Genomic DNA, 18553 nt, shown 5'->3' on the forward strand with positions numbered 1-18553 from the left:
TTTTCATTACCCGTCAAAATAAATTTGACGAACTACTAGCCATAAAAAATCTCTTTTCTAAAAAGGTTGCCTTTTTTTAAATTCTGTTGTAGGATTGCAAAGCGAGACAACTGGAGAGATGGCCGAGTGGTTGAAGGCGCAGACCTGGAAAGTCTGTTATGCAGAAATGTATACGAGGGTTCGAATCCCTCTCTCTCCATTTACCAATAATAATTAAGTTTGATTTAACAATCCTTGCTTTTAGGCGCACAGAGTAGATTTTACCAACGAAACTCAAGGACAATTCCTGGATATAAATAGTGAATTTCGCCTAAAGGTGTGCATATTGTGTAAAGTATATGCAGGTAGACGGACAAATATCATATTCACCTAGAAGAAATTGGCTAAAATCTAGCTTATAGGTATTAATTCAACCAAGGCAGTATCAAGAAATTAGTTAAAATTTAGCTATTATCAATTTACTTACAACAACATCCCCACTTTAATATTTAGAGGTATCAATGCAGTTTGAAAATTTTAGCTGCGCGAACACGCAGAGGCGCAGAGTCTCAGAGAGTAAGAGTTTCATTTTTTTGATTTTCCAATTTCATACCTCAATTCAGCAACTCCCAAAATTAATAGCTATTCCCTCAACAATTTTAGCCGTGAATTTGCTCAGAAATGATCTAATTTGAGCGATCGCAAAAATTTCCTATTGACAAATTGACAAAAAAGTGATAGTAAACCTATCAATGTTATTAATTTTAGTGATATTTAGGGTTTGCTGATAGCGTGGCGTTAGCCATAGTATGCCCGCGCCACAAGAAATTTTTGGGTATTTTTTTAATTGGAAGTCCCTTAGCCATATTCCTGAATGGGCGCAAGCCCTGCGCCCCTACCTCCTGATAGCCTAGCGTGTCGATAGCTTGCGTAGCGACGCAGGAGTTAGAGATAGGTATTAAATGCTGCATTCTATTTGGCACTTTTTTCATATCTATGCTATATCAGTGTGGAACTAGCTAATTAATATCAATAAGTATACAGCATATGACAGATTAATGAGGTACAGGATCTAAATTCAAAGCCAGACAGCAAGCCAGTTTTACTCCTGACTCGGTAACTCCTGAATTATGCTGTAGCTACCATACTTCAAAATTCAGATTTGAATCAAGTATGATTGCTTGTTAATTTATTTTTAGCATTCACTTAAAATGTATCTGAAATAGCTATTTTTTTAAGAAATTAAATCATTGAAGGAGTAGGTGTAGTGAATCAAATCCAGTCAACTTTAGTTATTAGCTATGTCTTAATGACTGGCTATTTTCTTACCAATTGGTTAACATTTTCTCTCCGTAACCCTACATCTTCTCCAGCGGATAAATTTCTATCTTTTGTCATGGTCATTATTACTACTATTTTATGGCCTGTAGTTATCGTTATCTATTGCTTAGAAATATTAAAAAAAGGCAAGTTAGAATTTACTACGGTAGTTCCTGTACTTTTGGCAATATTTGCATTTAGTATTTCCTACTATTTGAGTTCTTTACATGAACATTGGTTGTGTTATTACGATCTATTTTGCCATATTTAAATTCGGCGTTGCTGAATTGGCGTATGATTTTTGGAGGTAGAGACGTTCCATGTAACGTCTCTACAAGAGTCTTGAACGTACGCAAAATTATTTTCATCCCTAAAATCAGCAACGCCAAACTCTCTAATCTCAAAATAACGTAGTATACTGGGGTTAATCGTATTTAACCGAAAGATGAAATACCTAACCCCAGAACAAGTTTACAAACAATTTGGCTATCACCCTAAGACAACGGCAGAATGGGCTGACTTAGGGAAAATAGAATGTATCCGTTCTCCTGGGGGACACCGGAGATATCCAGAGTCAGCCTTTATCAAAACAGTTCCAACGGATAAAGAGCGGGTTCTTTACGCCCGTGTCAGCACAAAAACCCAGTTGTTAAGTAGGTGAACACCTAAATTTGTACTTTAAGGAATGTGAATTAAATAAGGTGCAAAAGTAGGGTGTGTTAGCGACAGCGTAACGCACCATTCCAGGTTACATCAGAATTGCAGGTTATTAAATTTGCGTTCCTAAGTAGGTGAACACAATAAAACCAAACTGTGTAAAGAAACATAAAATCGCTGAAAACTTCTTTACTCTTGCCTCTTGCCTTGCTATAACGACAATTTTCAACGCCAACCTACTTACTTGTATTAACTCAATCTTTACAGGAATATCCGGTAAGCGTAAAGCTCAGTGGCTTTAGCCGCTGAGAGTGTCAAGCCGTTCTCAGCGCTACCATTGGATCAAGTTGAGCCGCACGACGGGCAGGAACGACACCAAAAAATAAACCAATCCCACCAGAAACACTAGCGGCTAATATAACTGCACTTGGTGAAATTGTAGCCTGTAAGGGGGTAAATATTCCCACTAAAATGATGCTACCACCGCCTAAAGCAATGCCGATTACACCACCAGCTACTGATAATATCACGGCTTCAATCATGAATTGCAAAAGAATGTCCTGTTGAGTTGCACCAATAGCTTTCCGCAGTCCAATTTCTTGGGTACGTTCGGTGACAGAAACTAACATAATATTCATAATACCAATACCGCCAACAAATAAGGAAATACTGGCGATCGCAGCTAACATTAGTGTCAATCCGCTGGTAATTGTATTGCTAATTTCCAAGATATTTTTTTGGCTTTGAATAGTAAAATCATCTTCACGGACAATTTTGTGCCGACGGCGGAGTAAATTTGTCATTTGAAATTCTGCAGCGGAGATGCTATTTTCATCTTGAGCAGATACAGAAATTAAAGAAACATTAATACCAAAGGGGGATGTTCTCCCTACTAACCGACTAAACATGGTATTAATAGGAATAAAAACTGTATCATCACTATTATTGCCAAAGGAAGAACCTTTGGCTACTGTTAAGCCAATCACCTGAAAAGTAGTATTTTGAATGCGGATTTTTTGACCAACAGGATTTTGATTATCAAATAGTTTGGTGGCTAAATCTGGAGCTAATACTGCTACTCTTTTATTCCGTTTAATATCAAAGTCATTAAAAAATCTGCCTTCTTCGATTTCAAAACTACGAACTGTTGTATAATTAGGAGTAGTGCCGATCACTGTACTAGTTGTACTTTTATTTCGGTAATTGATTGTGCTTCTGTTATTAATTTCTGGGGCAACTTCTTTAACTGCACGCACTTGTTTAGCGATCGCCTGAGCATCTTGTAAAACTAAAGTTCTGGGCATTGTTGTCACCCTTCCCCGGCTTCCTGGACTCCCAGGGACAATAAATAATGTATTTGGTCCTAATGATGAAAATTGCTTAATTGCCAATGTTTGTGCGCCTTCTCCAATGCCAATCATGGAAATTACCGAAGCATTACCAATAATAATCCCTAACATGGTTAAACTACTTCGCAACTTATTAGCTAATAAGGTAGTAGTCGCCATTTTCACACTTTCTAAAATGTCCATATTTTGTATTTAATGATGATTTTATTTTTCCGGTTCTTTATTTCCTTTGCCCTTGGTTTTAGGTAGATCAATAAATATGCGATCGCCTGCTTTTAAGCCTTCTAAAACCTGAATTTGGTTATCAATATTTGCACCAATGGTGACTAACTTAAATTGGGGTTTATTTTGATCACCCAATAACCACACACCAGTTTTTCCCTTTTGAGTAACAATTAACTCTTGAGGTATTAACAGCGCATTTTGGATATTATTACCAATAAATGTCACTTCACTAACATTCATTCCCGAACGCAGTTTATTTGCTGTCTTATCAATAGCCACCCGCACCTGAAAAGATGTGACATTTTGCTCAACTACCGCTTCGGGAGCAATCAACCGGACTCGTCCCTGAAAAACTTCATCAGGATAAGCATCAATGGCAATTTCCACTTTTTGTCCCTGTTTAATTTGGGGAATATCCACTTCAGGAACTTTAGCCAGCACTTCTAAACCTTTAGCTAAAGCAACTATAGAAGTAGATGTTGCCGAAGCATCATCTGAAGCGGAAATTGCCGGACTCACATAAGCCCCCACTGTCGCGTATCTTTGAGTTACAATTCCCGAAAAAGGAGCGCGGATAATTGTATCTTCTAATTGAACTTGTTGTTGTTTTAACTGAGCTTCCGCACTAGCTACTGCTGCTTTCAATTTGGCAATTTCTTGGGGACGATTACCATTTTCTAATTTTCGTAATCCTTCTTTTTCTTGATTAACAATTGCTGCTTGCTTTTGAATATCTTGGTTGCGGTTGCCCACTTTTAGTAAAGATAATCGGCGTTGTGCTTCTTCTAAATTAGCCTTAGCTTTACTATTTTCACTCACATATTGTTCTAAACTATCTTGGGAAATAGCCCCATCTTTAGCTAAATCTTGATAACGTTTGACTCTAGATTGGGTCAGTGCCACAGAAGCTTTTGCTGAGTCTACTTGAGCCTGTGCCTGTTGAATTTCCTGCAAACGATTACCATCTCGAATAATCGCTAATTGAGCCTGTGCTTGGTCTACACGGGCTTTTCCTTGGGCAATTTCTTCGGGACGACTGCCGGCTTCGCTATCTGCTAATTGTGCTTTTGCTTGGTCTAAATTAGCTTTATATTGGAGAATTCGCATTTTAATTTCCGAATTATCCATGCGAGCAATTATTTGTCCTTGTTTGATAGTATCTCCCTGTTCAACATTTAAACCTGCCAATAATCCTGGACTTTTAGGACTAATATTCACACTTTCAACTGGTTGAACTTTGCCACTAGCAGTAATGCGGACAGTTACGCTTTTTGCTTCTACAGGAACAGTTAATTTACTAATATCTAGGGGTTTATTTCTTTGCTGGATGGTTTTGATCGTGGCTGTTGTTCCCACAATTAAAACACCACTAGCTATCAAACCCATTAACCACCGCAATGGATATTTAACTTTTTTGCCAATTAAGGGAATTTCAATGTAAAAAGTCATGATTGAAAAAGGTTAGGAATAGAAGTTGGCAAGAATCTTTTATAGTTGAAAATCAATGATAATCATTTGATTTATTTAATTCATCATCTGATTAGGTGAATTTTCAGTTTGTATAGTTTTCTATCTCCGTCCTGGCTATATTAACACATTTTTCTAGGACTTACATATTAACAAAATCAAGCAAATATGCAGTCCAATACTGTTCGGTTAAGCCTGAAAATTCATTATATGGTAGGTTGGGTTGAGGAACGAAACCCAACCTACATTTTCTTAACCGACAAGTATTGATATGCAGTCTTAGAGGATGTTTGAAAAGTGTTATTCCGTAATTTTCATCACATTGCTACCCCCCTTAGTCCCCTCTTGTAAAGGGGGGAAACAATAAAAATCCAGTTCCCTCCCCTTTACAAGGGGAGGGTTAGGGTGGGGTAAAAAATATTTGATACATCAACCATAACTTTTCAAACACCCTCTTATCTTATCTTCTTTGATTCGTGATCAATTCCTATTTATTTATATCCCCGACTTCTTTGAGAAGTCGGGGATCTGGTATTTTGGTATTTTGTTATTAACGGTTTTTTAATTCATTAAGTTTATAGACTAATAAACTTTCTTGTTTACTATCTTCTAATTTCTGGGCTATGGAAATAGCTTGTGTATATAAATCCTTAGCTTTGGTAAAGTTGCCCATTTTCTCATAAATTTCTCCAGAGACAAATAAATATTTTAGATCTTCTGCGGGATTGTTAATAGAATCAGTTAGTTTAACCCGATTGTCTAACAGTTTCAAAGCCAACTCGTAACGACCTAATGCAGTATTAGCTGTGACTAAACCATCAATTGCTCGTAATTGATTGGGACGTTCAAAACTTTTTTCAGATAACTGCATTGCCAAACTATAACTACCAATAGTCTTTTGATAATCGCCCATAGCTAAATAAGCATCACCAAGATTATTTAGGGTATTAGCTTCACCAATAATATCACCAATCTGGCGGCGGAAAGTTAAGGCATATTCGCCAATTTTCACGGCTTTATGATAATCACCTATGCGGAAAGCAACCAAGCTTAAATTACTTAAAGATAGCCCTTGTCCTTCTGGGTTAATAATATTACGAGCCACTACTAAAGCATCTTCAAGAGTTTCTTGGGCGGCGATATTTTCGCCTTTTTGGAGAAATAATGTAGCTAGATTATTTAGGGCAAAAATTTGATTTTGAAAATCTTGATTATCGCGGGCGATCGCTAACTGTCGGCGAATGGCATCTTCAGCATTATTGATATCATTTAATTGCAGATAGGTATTAGCTAATAAATCATAAGTTAAACCCTGGGCTTTTAAATCACCTAATGAGTGATAAATTTCCAAAGCTGCTAAGGATAATTTTAGGGTTTTTTGGGGAAATCCTTGGGATAATTGCTGTCTACCTTGTCTGAGTAATTTATCAGCTACATTTCGTGATGATTTATTTGCGGGATTATTTAAAGGACGATGAATTTGTTGGGTAATATCAATTGCTTTTACACCTGTGGTAGTCAATAAACAGGTGAGTAGTACCATATAAAAAGTCAAAAATGGTAATTTTAAGAAATTGCTGATATTAATTAGATTTCCTGATAGTAAATGCCGCTGTTTCATAATATATAACCGGGAAATTCCGGCTGTAAATAGATGGTATAAGGAACTTCCAAGAAAAAAATTATTCCAATAAATGAACAAAAGAACCACAGAGGCACAGAGAACACAGAGAGAGAAGAAATAGAGAGAGTTTTTGCGTTAGTTTTGGGACATATTTTTAGAGGGTGTTTGAAAAGTTATGGTTGATGTATCAAATATTTTTTACCCCACCCTAACCCTCCCCTTGTAAAGGGGAGGGAACTGGATTTTTATTGTTTCCCCCCTTTACAAGGGGAAAGGGGGGTAGCAATGTGATGAAAATTACGGAATAACACTTTTCAAACATCCTCTTATTTGGAAGTCTCTAAGACAAGTTTTGTCTGAGCAAGCCAAGAACTAACGAGAGGGATTTTTTCTATGGTTCTGTACCGTAAATGATGGGCGACTGTGATTATTATAGCTAAAGTTAGGACGAAATCCCAGCTTCACCTAAGTAAATAGCCCGAATATCAGCAGGTAATTTATCTTCTAGCATCTCATATCCTTCTTGGAGAGAAATTGCGACTTCAGAAGGGGAAATTTGTTCTCCTTCAGCTTGCAAATAGGCAGCAATTCTGGTTTCACTCCAGTGGAAGGTTTGCGCCATTAAAACGATTAATCGTGATATTGGTGGTAGTTGATCTAATGCCTGTTCTACATAGCACCATAGTGGTGGGGATGTATCCTTGAGGGAATAATGAATGGCTTCTGTGGGTGGAAGCTTAATCTCGTTAATATGGAATGCAGTAATGTTAATTAACCAATTTTGTAAGGTTAAGGATTCCGTTTCTGTGGATGCTTGGTTTAAGTCCAGTCCCCCTAATTCATAATAGATATTTCGCCAGATAAGAGCAAATAAATAATCAGCTTGCACAGGCGATCGCGCCGAATGCCGAATTAAGGTGTAAACTATGGGACTATAACGGCAAAAAATCACCGTAAAATACTTGCCATAATCTGGATATCGCTGAAATAGACTCAGTAGTTCTTGATCACTGTGATGAAATAGCGACTTCACCAATGGGTGATTAGCTTCGGGAAAGTGGGGAATTTGCACAATCTCTGAACTAGATAACTGTTAAAATATACTAGGGAATGGTGATGCGATTATTAATAATATCAGACAGCAATACTTGTTGGTTCAGGAAATGTAGGTTGGGTTGAGCGAAACCCAACCAAATCCTTGATCATGTTGGGTTATGGCTGATGCCTCCGGCGATAGCGAAGCGCTGCTGCAAGCAGTTCGCCGGGATACGCTAGACTTCGTGAACGTTCCGATTGCTCCGCAACGCTAAAGCGAACAACCCAACCTACCATAAGTAATTGGACAAAAATATTTACAGTCATTGCGAGCGAAGGGAAGCAATCGCCAGGGTTGTAACTGCTTCATTTCACTTCGTTCCATATAGCTAACGCCAGGCTGCGCTAACGCAATGACATTGTGTAATTAATTCTGTCTCACTACTTATAATGACTTTTCAGGCTTGACCGAGCAGTATTGTATTGGAAAGTCAGTTAGGAATGTGAATTAAATAAGGTGCAAAAGTAGGGTGTGTTAGCGACAGCGTAACGCACCATTCCAGGTTACATCAGAATTGCAGGTTATTAAATTTGCGTTCCTTAGTTTGTAAAGTCAGACCGCGAGACTATTGATAAACTAGAAACAATGTTAGTCTTAACTGACAATACTAAAAGCGTCTCCTTTATTGTGATTCTGTTTGTTCATGGTTATAGAAGCTAGTTCCATAATGTTCCTGCTGAGTCCACTCACTTTCGGCTCTTTCTTGCCCTCCCTGCCCTTGGATAGCCTGTTCTCCACCCAGGGGATTATGATTATGCTACTGGCAGCTTACGCTGGCGCTATGTGGATGTTTCTCAGCAGCGCCCCTAAAGTTTATACTGTCATGGTATCGGATTTAGAAGTTGCCCGACAGTTATATGCAGGATTGCTAGATTTACCTGTAGCGGAAGTCCCTTTGCACTATTATTACAACTACGAGCAAACCATTGGTGCAACAGGTATTGACCCGCTGTATATGTCCGCTAGTCCCAGTTGGTCTAATAGCACCATGAATAATGGTAATGACGGACTGTGGTATCAACTCAAGAAAAATACTCAATTACATATTATCACTGGTGCAAGTTTAGGCAAAAAAGATCAGCATCGTCATGTTTGCTTTGATCATGATTGTCTAGAATTAATTTTAATGCGGGTAGAAGTCAGAGGTTTAAAGTTCAAAATTCGCAACCAAAAGCCTTTGAATTTTTTAGTTAAGGATTATGAAGGGCGTGTCATTGAAATGGCTGAAGTTGCTAATTAGTCATTATGGGTGTGTTGGGTTTTCCTAATGCACCCTGAATAATATGAATTAGGTTAATTTAACTTATCACAGAAGGAAATTACAGAGAGAAAAAACTCAAGTGAGAATAAAAACAATTGAAGAAGGAGTCAGGAGTCAGTAGCCAGGAGTCAGAATCAATCAGTCGAGGATTCAAACCTGCGACTGATTAAAGACCACCAAATCTACGATTTGGTGGGGGTCTTAAACCCAGTTATTCATCCGCCACTCGCACAGAATTCATTCTGAATTCTGACTCGGTGACTCCTGAATTATGTTCGATAAACATATTGAGTAAAAAAAGGCAGAGGAGAAACATTAAATCACCAAAAATGGGATTATTTTCCTTCTTTTTCCTGTCCTAAAAGTAAAATCTTGTCATATAAAAGCGGAGAAATCCAAAAAGTAGAATTTTCAATCAACTTATCCATCAAAGGCTTAACAGCCACAATAAAACCCTTCTTTTTCCCTTCTAATAAAACCCCCAATAACCCCGTAATTCTAATTCCTAACCGTTCTCAGCCCTTCCCCTGCGTTCATCAATTAACAATAAATCAGTCTTTAACTCCAATGCTAAAATAATAGCCTCTGACTCCCCATTATCTAACTTAGGAATGTGAATTAAATAAGGTGCAAAAGTAGGGTGTGTTAGCGACAGCGTAACGCACCATTCCAGGTTACATCAGAATTGCAGGTTATTAAATTTGCGTTCCTTAGCTTGTTGTTTTAATTCATATACTTTATTTTTATCTTTCACAGTCTTAACCTCCAATAAAGGAGATTTTTCTGCTTATATTTCGCTTAAAAATAGAGGATGACACCTGGATAATTCTTCATAAACTGCTTGAGGAATAATCACCCTTTCATAAAGTACCTGCAACAGAAAAATATGTTCAATACTAATTAAATTAGTAATCACAGAAGTATCACTAATGATCACAATCTTCCCAACTCCTGTAAATTCTGTAAATCAATCTCAAAATCCTCCAAATCATAATGATACAAAGGTATTTTACGTGCTTTCAGTAAATCTCGAAAAGCATTTAACTCCATTTGTGCCATTTTAGCTGCATAATCACAAGTTAATCGCCCCGACTCAAATAAATGTAATGCAATCTCTTGTAAAAATTCCGTAGGGGTTAACTGGGAAGCGTCTAAAAATTCATCTGCAATCACTAATGACATTACCAAAATCTCTTAATTCTATATTTATATTTTAGCGAACAATGTCCACTTTAATAAATCCGACTTCCTACAGCGATTTCCAATCATATAAGGTACATCCTAGCCCCCTCATCGCTTGCGGGGAGGGGGTTGGGGGTGGGGTTCTTGTTCCAGGTTTGATGACAATTTGCTGTAACAAATTAATGCTTCTGTTCCCTGTTCCCTGCGATGCACTGAGCTTGTCGAAGTGTTCCCTGCCCTCACAGATAACTTTTATGGCTTACGCCACGCTATCAGCAAACCCTATTTAATGGTTACAGTTCTTAATAGATACCCAACTAGAGTCTGCTATGGGAGAACCATCTTCACCTAGCAAGCTGTAGTGTTCCTTTTTCCAAATTGGCGCATTATGTTTGAGTGTATCAATAGCATACTCACAAGCGGCAAAAGCCTCACCACGATGGGGACAACCCACAGCCACAACCACACTAATTTCCCCAACTAATAATCTGCCAATGCGATGATATATTACCACCCGACTCACATCAGGCCATTGATGGCGAATATCATCAGCAATTTGATAAAATACCTGTAAAGCCATCGGTTCATAAACCTGATATTCCAAAGCTACCACAGACTTACCATCAGTTTGATTACGAACCATACCACTCATCAGCACCACAGCACCATTAGCAGGATTATCTGCTTTACTGTAGATTTCTTCCACAGACAATGGAGCTAATGTAATCCCAAAACCATCTTCAACCCTGGGTTTAGTTGTAATCATACATTCTCCTCATAAAAATCCTCAAATTTATTCATCCGCGTTTATCTGCGTTTATCTGCGTTTAATAATTATTCTATAAGTTTATAGTGTGGGTAGTTTAAAAACCGTAAAATCAGTTAAACTAATTTTTTCAACTATTCATAAAAACCACAATTATCTCATGCAAGTGCAACTCAGTGGATCTAAAAATCCCCTTGCGTATCTGCTATTAATTGCTCCTTTTTTCCTTTGGGGTACAGCAATGGTGGCAATGAAAGGCATAATTCCTCATACTACACCCCTATTTATGGCTGGAGTCAGATTGATACCTGCGGGAGTATTAATTCTCATAGTGGCTGCATTCATGGGTAAACCCCAACCTCAAAGTTGGTTAGGATGGTTGTGGATTATTATATTTGCTTTGGTTGATGGTACATTATTTCAAGGCTTTTTAGCCGAAGGTTTAGTCAGAACCAATGCCGGCTTAGGTTCAGTGATGATAGATTCCCAACCTCTAGCAGTAGCTTTACTTTCCCTCTGGCTATTTCAAGAACATATTGGATTATGGGGATGGTTGGGGTTAGGTTTGGGAATTACAGGAATTAGTCTGATTGGTTTACCCCAAGAGTGGATTTTTCATCTTTTTGACTCAGGAATCACCATTTCCATAGATAATTGGCAAGAGTTATTTAATCGTGGTGAGTTATTAATGTTACTCGCTGCTTTATCAATGGCTGTGGGAACAGTGATGATTCGGTTTGTTTGCCGCTATGCAGATCCGGTAACGGCTACAGGATGGCACATGATTATCGGTGGCTTGCCTTTGTGGGGAATTTCTTCAGTATTAGAATCTCAACAGTGGGAAAATCTTGTCCTATGGGACTGGATAGCGTTAAGTTATGCTACTGTATTTGGCAGTGCGATCGCTTACGGATTATTTTTCTACTTTGCCTCTAGTGGTAATCTCACCAGTTTAAGTTCTCTGACTTTTCTCACACCCGTTTTTGCTTTAATATTTGGTTATATTTTTCTCAATGAAGTCCTGACTACTATTCAATGGTTTGGGGTTTTTCTGACCTTAATCAGTATTTATTTAATTAACCAACGGGAAAATATCGGCGGAAATCAGAAACCTACTATCACAGAAGTCAGGAGTCAGGAGTCAGGAGTCAGGAGTCAGGAGTCAGGAGTTAAGAGTTAAGAGTCCCTTACAGTATCAATACTGTTCGGTTAACGAAAATTTCCACGTAAACAACCTATTGTATAAAACCAAAAAATCATTGAAAATGTTGGGTTTCGTTCCTCAACCCAACCTACGTATTTTTGTTTTTTAGTCTTAACCGAACAGTATTGCTTACAGTATGGCTTTTACCGTAGATTCTTTATCTAATTTAAATTTAACAACCGCCAGTAATTCTCTTGATGTCTAACATTCAAAATCTCAAATCTACCCTCCTACCCCCACCCCTCAAACCCGGTGATTTACTGCGCGTCATTGCCCCCAGTGGTGCATTGCGAGAAGTTGAAGCTTTTAACCAAGGTGTGGAAATTTGGAAGTCGCACGGCTATCGGATTAAAATCAGCGAAAATATAGATAATAGACATGGTTATCTAGCTGGTACAGATGCCCATCGTCGTCAACAATTAGCCACAGCATGGCAAGATCCAGAATGCAAGGGTATTCTCTGCGCGAGAGGTGGTTTTGGTAGCACCCGGATTTTAGAAGATTGGACTTGGCAAGAAAATACCATTACCCCTAAATGGTTAATCGGCTTTTCTGATATCACAGCCCTGCTTTGGAGTCTCTACAACGCCGGAATTGCCAGTGTACATGGTCCCGTCATGACTACCCTAGCCAATGAGCCAAAATGGTCAATCAAGCGGTTATTAGACATAGTAGAAGGTCGTCCCCTCTCACCTTTAAAGGGTTGTGGTTGGGGTGGTGGGACAAGTACAGGAATCTTACTTCCTGGTAATCTCACAGTCGCTACCCATCTTTTAGGAACACCGATTTTACCCAACTTTGATGGTGTGATCTTAGCCTTAGAAGATGTCACAGAAGTACCTTATCGCATTGATAGAATGTTAACTCAGTGGAGATTAAGTGGAGTTTTGTCCCAAGTTCGCGGTATTGCTTTGGGCGGATTTACCAAGTGTGAAGCCCCACCTAACATACCTAGTTTTACTATAGAGGAAGTATTGCGCGATTGTTTGGGTGATTTGGGTATTCCCATAGTTTCTCATCTCCCCTTTGGTCATGATAATCCCAATGCTGCTTTACCTGTGGGAATAATGGCAACATTGGACGCGGAACAAGGAACATTGCATTTTACCTCATAGATATAGATATATTAAGTAGGTTAGCATTAAAAATTGTCGTTATGGCAAGGCAAGAGGCAAAAGGCAAAAGGCAAGAGTGAAGAGGGTTTGGGCGATTTTACTTTTCTTTACACAGATTAGTTTTATTGTGTTCACCTACTTAGACACTATGTTTCTTATCTATTCCCTATTCCCTGTTTAAGACAATGACAAAACATAAATAACTGTAAATCTGCGAGAACTTGATTAAAATCATGATGATTGTATAAACCTGTTTTATGATTAGCATTTCTGAGAACTGTTAACCAATTTGCTACTTCTTTCATGTACTCTATAGATGTATCAATTTTTTGGGGATTATATGATCCTATTTGTCTATGTAATGCTAATTCTTTATCAGTGGGTTGAATACCTAAATCATTGATTTGAGCAGTAAGTATTTTACAGGTCAATTTTTCAACTAAATTTGCGGCTTTTAGACTTATACAATGAGAATGTACACGATATTTAATTAACACTTTGGGAATATTCCAAACTTTGAATTTTTTGGATATTCTTACCCATAGATCATAATCTTGAGCATTTGGATAATCTTTTCTGTAAACCTCTCCATTTATCTTAACTGCGTTGATTGCACTTCTTCTCATCAAAACTGCTGAATGAGCAAAATAGTTATGGAATAACAGCCGACAAGGAATTTTTTGATCGGGTTCTTCCTCATTCCATACTTCACCCGTCAAATTATCCTGATCATCCATTAATTCAACCCAAGACCCAACCATACCAAAGTCTGGGTTATTTTCCATAAACTCAAATTGTTCTGCTAATCTTGATGGATAAGCATAGTCATCGCAATCTAAAACAGCAATGTATTCACCTGATGATGCTTGCAAACATTTATTTCTAGTTGTTGGTATCCCCAGATTTACATTGTTTTTAATTAATTTGATGCGTTTGTCTTCATAGGAACTTATAATTTTTACGCTGCTATCTGTTGAAGCATCATCTACAATTACAAGTTCAAAATTCGTAAACGTTTGATTTAAAATACTCTTGATTGCTGTATCAAGATATTTTTCGCCATTATACACTGGCATAACAACTGTGATTTTAGGATTTAACTCTTGTTGAATAAGCTGATTTTGATTCATAATATTTAATGATTTTGAACAAATGGGTGATTTTTATAGTAATCCATAAATAACGTATAATATGCGAGTTATACCTAATTTCAAGGAACTTTTGTTCAACCTCAAAAAAATGCCTAGTATAAATTTTGACCCTAAGCCGACAATCTCGATTATTTTATGTACCTACAATCGAGCAAAATATTTAAAAGATTGCATAAATAGTGTACTTCAACAAACTTTTCAGGATTTTGAATTAATTGTAGTTGATGATGGTAGCCAAGATCATACTTTTGAAATTGTCAATGGTTACTTACAAAAATTTAACCATGTTCGTTATCTTAAACATCAAAATCGGAAAGCCGCTTACGCCAGAAATGCGGGTATTCAAGCATCTTTTGGTAACTATATCACGTTTATTGACAGTGACGATACCTATAAACCCCATCATCTAGAATCGCGGCTGGAATTTATGCAAGCTAATCCAGAGATTGATTTGATTGAAGGTGGATGTGAAATTGAGGAGGAATTTTCTGTTCCTGATTATTTTCAACCTGATCAAACAATTAATATTAGAGAATGCGTTGTCGGTGCTACATTTTTTGGAAAAAGACCGATGTTTTTTGAATTAAAGGGATTTAATAATATTCCCTATGGCGAGGATGCAGATTTGTGGGAACGTGCCGAAAAAATCTTCAAAACTCAGAAAATTAAAGAGCCAGAAACCTATATTTATACGAGGGTAGAAGATAGTACGACTAAGATTTTCTTAGATAAAATGTCTGCTGCTAATTAACATAATCTAATATCTAACTATTGGAAGTAAATTAACAAAACAAATAGCAGGATTTGCCACTATTTCTAGTTGGAGTTTTGAGTTGATTTTTTAAACTGCATCTATAAAATATTTTCATTAAAGAAAGTTATTTTTAGATGCAATTAATCAATTAAATTGGGAGATTGTTGGCAATTATCTAGCCTGTTTATGTAAGTTGTAAATTGACTCTTTTTGAAGATTGGATAGTATTTGTGTGAATTGGGTGAGAATATGTTAGAATTATAGCAAAATATGACAACTATTCAAAGTTAATTTGACATAATTTTGTCTTTTGTCAAGTTGAAGCCTAAAATCTACATTTTTTTGGAGTTTTGGAGTTTATGACAACCTCACAGGAGAGGATTATCCCGACGGATTTGCGAGGTGAAATGTCGCGGTCTTATCTAGAATACGCCATGAGCGTCATTGTAGGTCGGGCGCTACCAGATGCTAGGGATGGACTCAAACCTGTGCATCGTCGCATCCTCTATGCCATGCACGAACTGGGTTTACTACATGATCGCCCTTTCAGGAAATGCGCCCGTGTGGTGGGGGAAGTATTAGGTAAATATCACCCTCATGGTGACACGGCAGTGTATGATGCCCTGGTGCGGATGGCGCAGGATTTTTCCATGCGATCGCCTCTCATCAGTGGACATGGTAACTTTGGTTCAGTGGACAATGATCCGCCGGCAGCAATGCGGTACACAGAATGTCGTCTGCACGCCTTAACCAGTGTTGCTCTCCTCCAGGATATTGAAGCTGAAACCGTAGATTTTGCCGATAACTTCGATGGTTCGCAACAAGAACCCACAGTTTTACCCTCTCGCATTCCCCAACTCCTGCTTAATGGTTCTTCGGGAATTGCTGTGGGAATGGCGACAAATATTCCTCCGCACAATTTGGGAGAATTGATTGATGGGTTAGTAGCACTAATTCACAATCCCGAAATAACTGATATGCAGTTAATGCAGTATATTCACGGCCCCGATTTCCCCACCGGAGCGCAGATATTGGGAGTCAGTGGCATCAAAGAAGCTTACACCACTGGACGCGGTTCAATTACCATGCGGGGTGTTGCCAATATTGAAACCCTGACCCAACGCAACCGTCCAGAACGGGAAGCAATTATTATTACCGAATTGCCTTACCAAACCAATAAAGCGGCATTAATCGAAAAAATTGCCGAATTGGTGAATGATAAACGCATTGATGGTATTTCCGATATCCGGGACGAGAGCGATCGCGACGGCATGAGAATCGTTATAGAATTAAAACGAGATGCCTACCCCCGCGTCGTTTTAAATAACCTTTATAAACAAACCCCCCTTCAAGCCAATTTTGGGGCAAATATGTTGGCACTAGTCAACAGTGAACCCCAAACCCTGAACCTCAAACGTTTCCTCAGCGTTTTCTTAGATTTCCGCATTCTCTCCATTGAACGCCGGACTCGCTATGAACTAAGGAAGGCACAGGAACGAGATCACCTATTGCAAGGTTTATTAATTGCCCTATCACGATTAGATGCAATTATTGTTTTAATTCGTCATGCACCGGACGCACCCACAGCCAAAGGGGAATTAATCACCACTTACGGACTGTCGGAAGTGCAAGCAGACGCAATTTTGCAAATGCAACTCCGCCGATTAACAGCCTTAGAAGCTGATAAAATTCGCCTGGAACACGACGATTTACAACTTAAAATTAGCGATTTAGAGGATATTTTAGCCAGACGGGAACGGGTGCTAGAAATCATCGAAACGGAAATCAGCCAAATCAAAACTAGCTTTGCCACACCCCGGAGGACAGTAATTACTCATGGGGAAGGAGACATAGATGATATTGACTTAATTGCCAACGAAAAAGCAATTATTCTTGTCACCGAACAAGGTTACATCAAACGGATGCCCGTCAACACCTTTGAATCCCAAAGCCGTGCTACCAGAGGCAAAGCCGGTGCGAAAGTCAAAGATGATGATACCATCGAGCATTTCCTCACCTGCTGCGACCATGATAGTATTTTATTCTTTAGCGATCGCGGAGTCGTCTACTGCCTGAGAGCATATCAAATTCCCGTGAGTTCGCGCACCAGTCGCGGCACACCCATTGTGCAAATGTTGCCCATTCCCAAAGAAGAAAAAATTACCTCCATTGTCCCCGTAGACGAATTTAGCAGCGAAGAATATCTCGTCATGCTCACCAAAGGCGGTAACATCAAAAAAACCGTCCTAGAAGCATTTAGCCATATTCGCGCCAACGGATTAATTGCCATATCCTTAGAAGAAGGCGACCAACTGCGCTGGGTCAGAAGAGCCAGAGTTGAAGACAGCATAATTATCGGCTCACGTCAAGGTATGGCTATTCACTTCCGCTGCACCCATGATCAACTGCGTCCTCTGGGGAGAGCGACTCGTGGTGTAAAATCCATGAAACTCAAGGATAAAGATGAACTCATCGGTATGGATATCCTGCCGGCAGCCATTCTCGACACCTTGGACACAGGTACAGAAGCAGAAATCGAAGAAACTGTAGAAATCGAAAATAGCGAAGAAACCGCAGAAATTCTAGAAATTGTAGAAACCGCAGAAATTGCCGAAATCGAAAATAGTGAAGAAATCGTAGAAGTCACCAACACCAACAGTATTGGACCCTGGGTATTAGTCATTACCATGGGCGGTTATGGTAAGCGCGTTCCCGTTTCCCAATTCCGACTGCAAAACCGTGCTGGACAAGGTTTAATGGCTACCAAGTTCAAAAACCGCAAAACCAAAGACAAACTAGCCACCTTAAGAATTGTTAACAGCGATGACGAAATCATGATGGCCACCAATCGTGGTATCATTATTCGTCAAGCCGTCAATGCCATTTCTATTCAATCAAGATCAGCTACTGGAGTTAAAGTGCAGCGTCTAGACGAAGATGATGCCATTACCGGAGTTGCTATTGTTCCCCCTGACACGGGTGATAATGGAGAACTAGAAGAAGCAGAATAGACAATTAACAATTAACAAGATCCCCGACTTCTTAGAGAAGTCGGGGATCTATTTTTTGTATAAAATATTGCGTGAATTTTATATCTATACGTATAGAGCGATCGCCAAAATTTTTTTTAATATTTGCTTGACAAATAGGGGCAGTTAGTAATATTACTTTATGTGTGAGTAGATAAAATATGTTCACAAGCCAAAAACTAAAGTAACACTTAAAATTTAATTAAACAATACGTATGCTCTAGTTTATGTAAACTTGTAGCTTAAAGGACATAAAAATCGCTGTAAAGGGTTTTTATTGTTAGAGGATGTTTGAAAAGTATCAGAATTAATCGAGATCCCCCCAACCCCCCTTACAAAGGGGGGCTAAATTCCTCAAAGTCCCCCTTTTTAAG

The 18553-nt window shown here is 38.6% G+C and carries 16 protein-coding genes and 1 tRNA gene; 8 read left to right on the forward strand and 9 right to left on the reverse strand.

What is annotated here, in order from left to right; all coding sequences use genetic code 11:
• Positions 1–112: 112 nt before the first annotated feature.
• The 3 genes from FJR37_RS06025 (at position 113) to FJR37_RS06035 (ending at position 1960) form a co-directional block, all read left to right on the forward strand.
• Positions 113–199: transfer RNA gene (locus tag FJR37_RS06025), tRNA-Ser, on the forward strand.
• A 1047-nt stretch (positions 200–1246) separates the two neighbouring features.
• The gene (locus tag FJR37_RS06030; RefSeq protein WP_039203988.1) at positions 1247–1570 is read left to right on the forward strand and encodes a hypothetical protein; all 324 of its coding nucleotides are present in this window, start codon (positions 1247–1249) and stop codon (positions 1568–1570) included.
• A 174-nt stretch (positions 1571–1744) separates the two neighbouring features.
• Positions 1745–1960: a helix-turn-helix domain-containing protein gene (locus FJR37_RS06035; protein WP_174763397.1), complete on the forward strand. Its 216-nt coding sequence runs from the start codon at positions 1745–1747 to the stop codon at positions 1958–1960.
• Between the two features lie 310 nt (positions 1961–2270).
• On the opposite strand, the gene FJR37_RS06040 is transcribed toward FJR37_RS06035, so the two are convergent.
• From FJR37_RS06040 to FJR37_RS06055, 4 genes are all read right to left on the reverse strand, one after another.
• A complete protein-coding gene (locus tag FJR37_RS06040) occupies positions 2271–3488 on the reverse strand; it encodes an ABC transporter permease (protein ID WP_168465560.1) in 1218 nt (405 codons plus the stop codon).
• A 21-nt stretch (positions 3489–3509) separates the two neighbouring features.
• A complete protein-coding gene (locus FJR37_RS06045; RefSeq protein WP_039203984.1) occupies positions 3510–4979 on the reverse strand; it encodes an efflux RND transporter periplasmic adaptor subunit in 1470 nt (489 codons plus the stop codon).
• A 568-nt stretch (positions 4980–5547) separates the two neighbouring features.
• Positions 5548–6618, reverse strand: a complete 1071-nt coding sequence (locus tag FJR37_RS06050; RefSeq protein ID WP_081981522.1) for a tetratricopeptide repeat protein — start codon at positions 6616–6618, stop codon at positions 5548–5550.
• Between the two features lie 445 nt (positions 6619–7063).
• Positions 7064–7693, reverse strand: coding sequence for a DNA-directed RNA polymerase sigma-70 factor (locus FJR37_RS06055; protein WP_039202460.1), 630 nt, complete (start codon positions 7691–7693; stop codon positions 7064–7066).
• A 667-nt stretch (positions 7694–8360) separates the two neighbouring features.
• Here FJR37_RS06055 and FJR37_RS06060 point away from each other — a divergent pair.
• Positions 8361–8957: a glyoxalase-like domain protein gene (locus tag FJR37_RS06060; RefSeq protein WP_039202459.1), complete on the forward strand. Its 597-nt coding sequence runs from the start codon at positions 8361–8363 to the stop codon at positions 8955–8957.
• A gap of 356 nt (positions 8958–9313) precedes the next feature.
• On the opposite strand, the gene FJR37_RS26860 is transcribed toward FJR37_RS06060, so the two are convergent.
• From FJR37_RS26860 to FJR37_RS06080, 4 genes are all read right to left on the reverse strand, one after another.
• On the reverse strand, positions 9314–9424 hold the full coding sequence (locus FJR37_RS26860; protein ID WP_371416101.1) for a hypothetical protein: 111 nt from the start codon (positions 9422–9424) through the stop codon (positions 9314–9316).
• A gap of 341 nt (positions 9425–9765) precedes the next feature.
• Positions 9766–9915, reverse strand: a complete 150-nt coding sequence (locus FJR37_RS06070) for a hypothetical protein (RefSeq protein WP_160289989.1) — start codon at positions 9913–9915, stop codon at positions 9766–9768.
• Positions 9912–10160: a UPF0175 family protein gene (locus FJR37_RS06075; protein WP_027403645.1), complete on the reverse strand. Its 249-nt coding sequence runs from the start codon at positions 10158–10160 to the stop codon at positions 9912–9914. Before FJR37_RS06075 ends, FJR37_RS06070 begins: the two co-directional genes overlap by 4 nt.
• Positions 10161–10446: 286 nt before the next feature.
• Complete coding sequence (locus FJR37_RS06080) at positions 10447–10926, reverse strand: molybdenum cofactor biosynthesis protein MoaE (protein WP_168465561.1); 480 nt, start codon at positions 10924–10926, stop codon at positions 10447–10449.
• Positions 10927–11086: 160 nt separating this feature from the next.
• Between FJR37_RS06080 and FJR37_RS06085 the strand changes: the two genes are divergently transcribed.
• A complete protein-coding gene (locus tag FJR37_RS06085; protein ID WP_168465562.1) occupies positions 11087–12106 on the forward strand; it encodes a DMT family transporter in 1020 nt (339 codons plus the stop codon).
• A 221-nt stretch (positions 12107–12327) separates the two neighbouring features.
• Entirely contained in the window at positions 12328–13245 is a 918-nt protein-coding gene (locus FJR37_RS06090; protein WP_039202455.1) for an LD-carboxypeptidase, read from the forward strand.
• 155 nt (positions 13246–13400) lie between these two features.
• Here the strand turns inward: FJR37_RS06090 and FJR37_RS06095 are convergent, their stop codons facing one another.
• Positions 13401–14375, reverse strand: a complete 975-nt coding sequence (locus tag FJR37_RS06095; protein WP_039202453.1) for a glycosyltransferase — start codon at positions 14373–14375, stop codon at positions 13401–13403.
• 109 nt (positions 14376–14484) lie between these two features.
• Between FJR37_RS06095 and FJR37_RS06100 the strand changes: the two genes are divergently transcribed.
• Both FJR37_RS06100 and gyrA read left to right on the forward strand, forming a co-directional pair.
• The gene (locus FJR37_RS06100) at positions 14485–15147 is read left to right on the forward strand and encodes a glycosyltransferase family A protein (protein ID WP_039202452.1); all 663 of its coding nucleotides are present in this window, start codon (positions 14485–14487) and stop codon (positions 15145–15147) included.
• Between the two features lie 362 nt (positions 15148–15509).
• Positions 15510–18161: a DNA gyrase subunit A gene (gyrA, locus tag FJR37_RS06105; RefSeq protein ID WP_168465563.1), complete on the forward strand. Its 2652-nt coding sequence runs from the start codon at positions 15510–15512 to the stop codon at positions 18159–18161.
• The last annotated feature ends 392 nt before the right edge of the window (positions 18162–18553 follow it).

Origin of the sequence: Aphanizomenon sp. UHCC 0183 (assembly GCF_009712065.1) — a bacterium.
GTDB lineage: Bacteria > Cyanobacteriota > Cyanobacteriia > Cyanobacteriales > Nostocaceae > Dolichospermum > Dolichospermum heterosporum.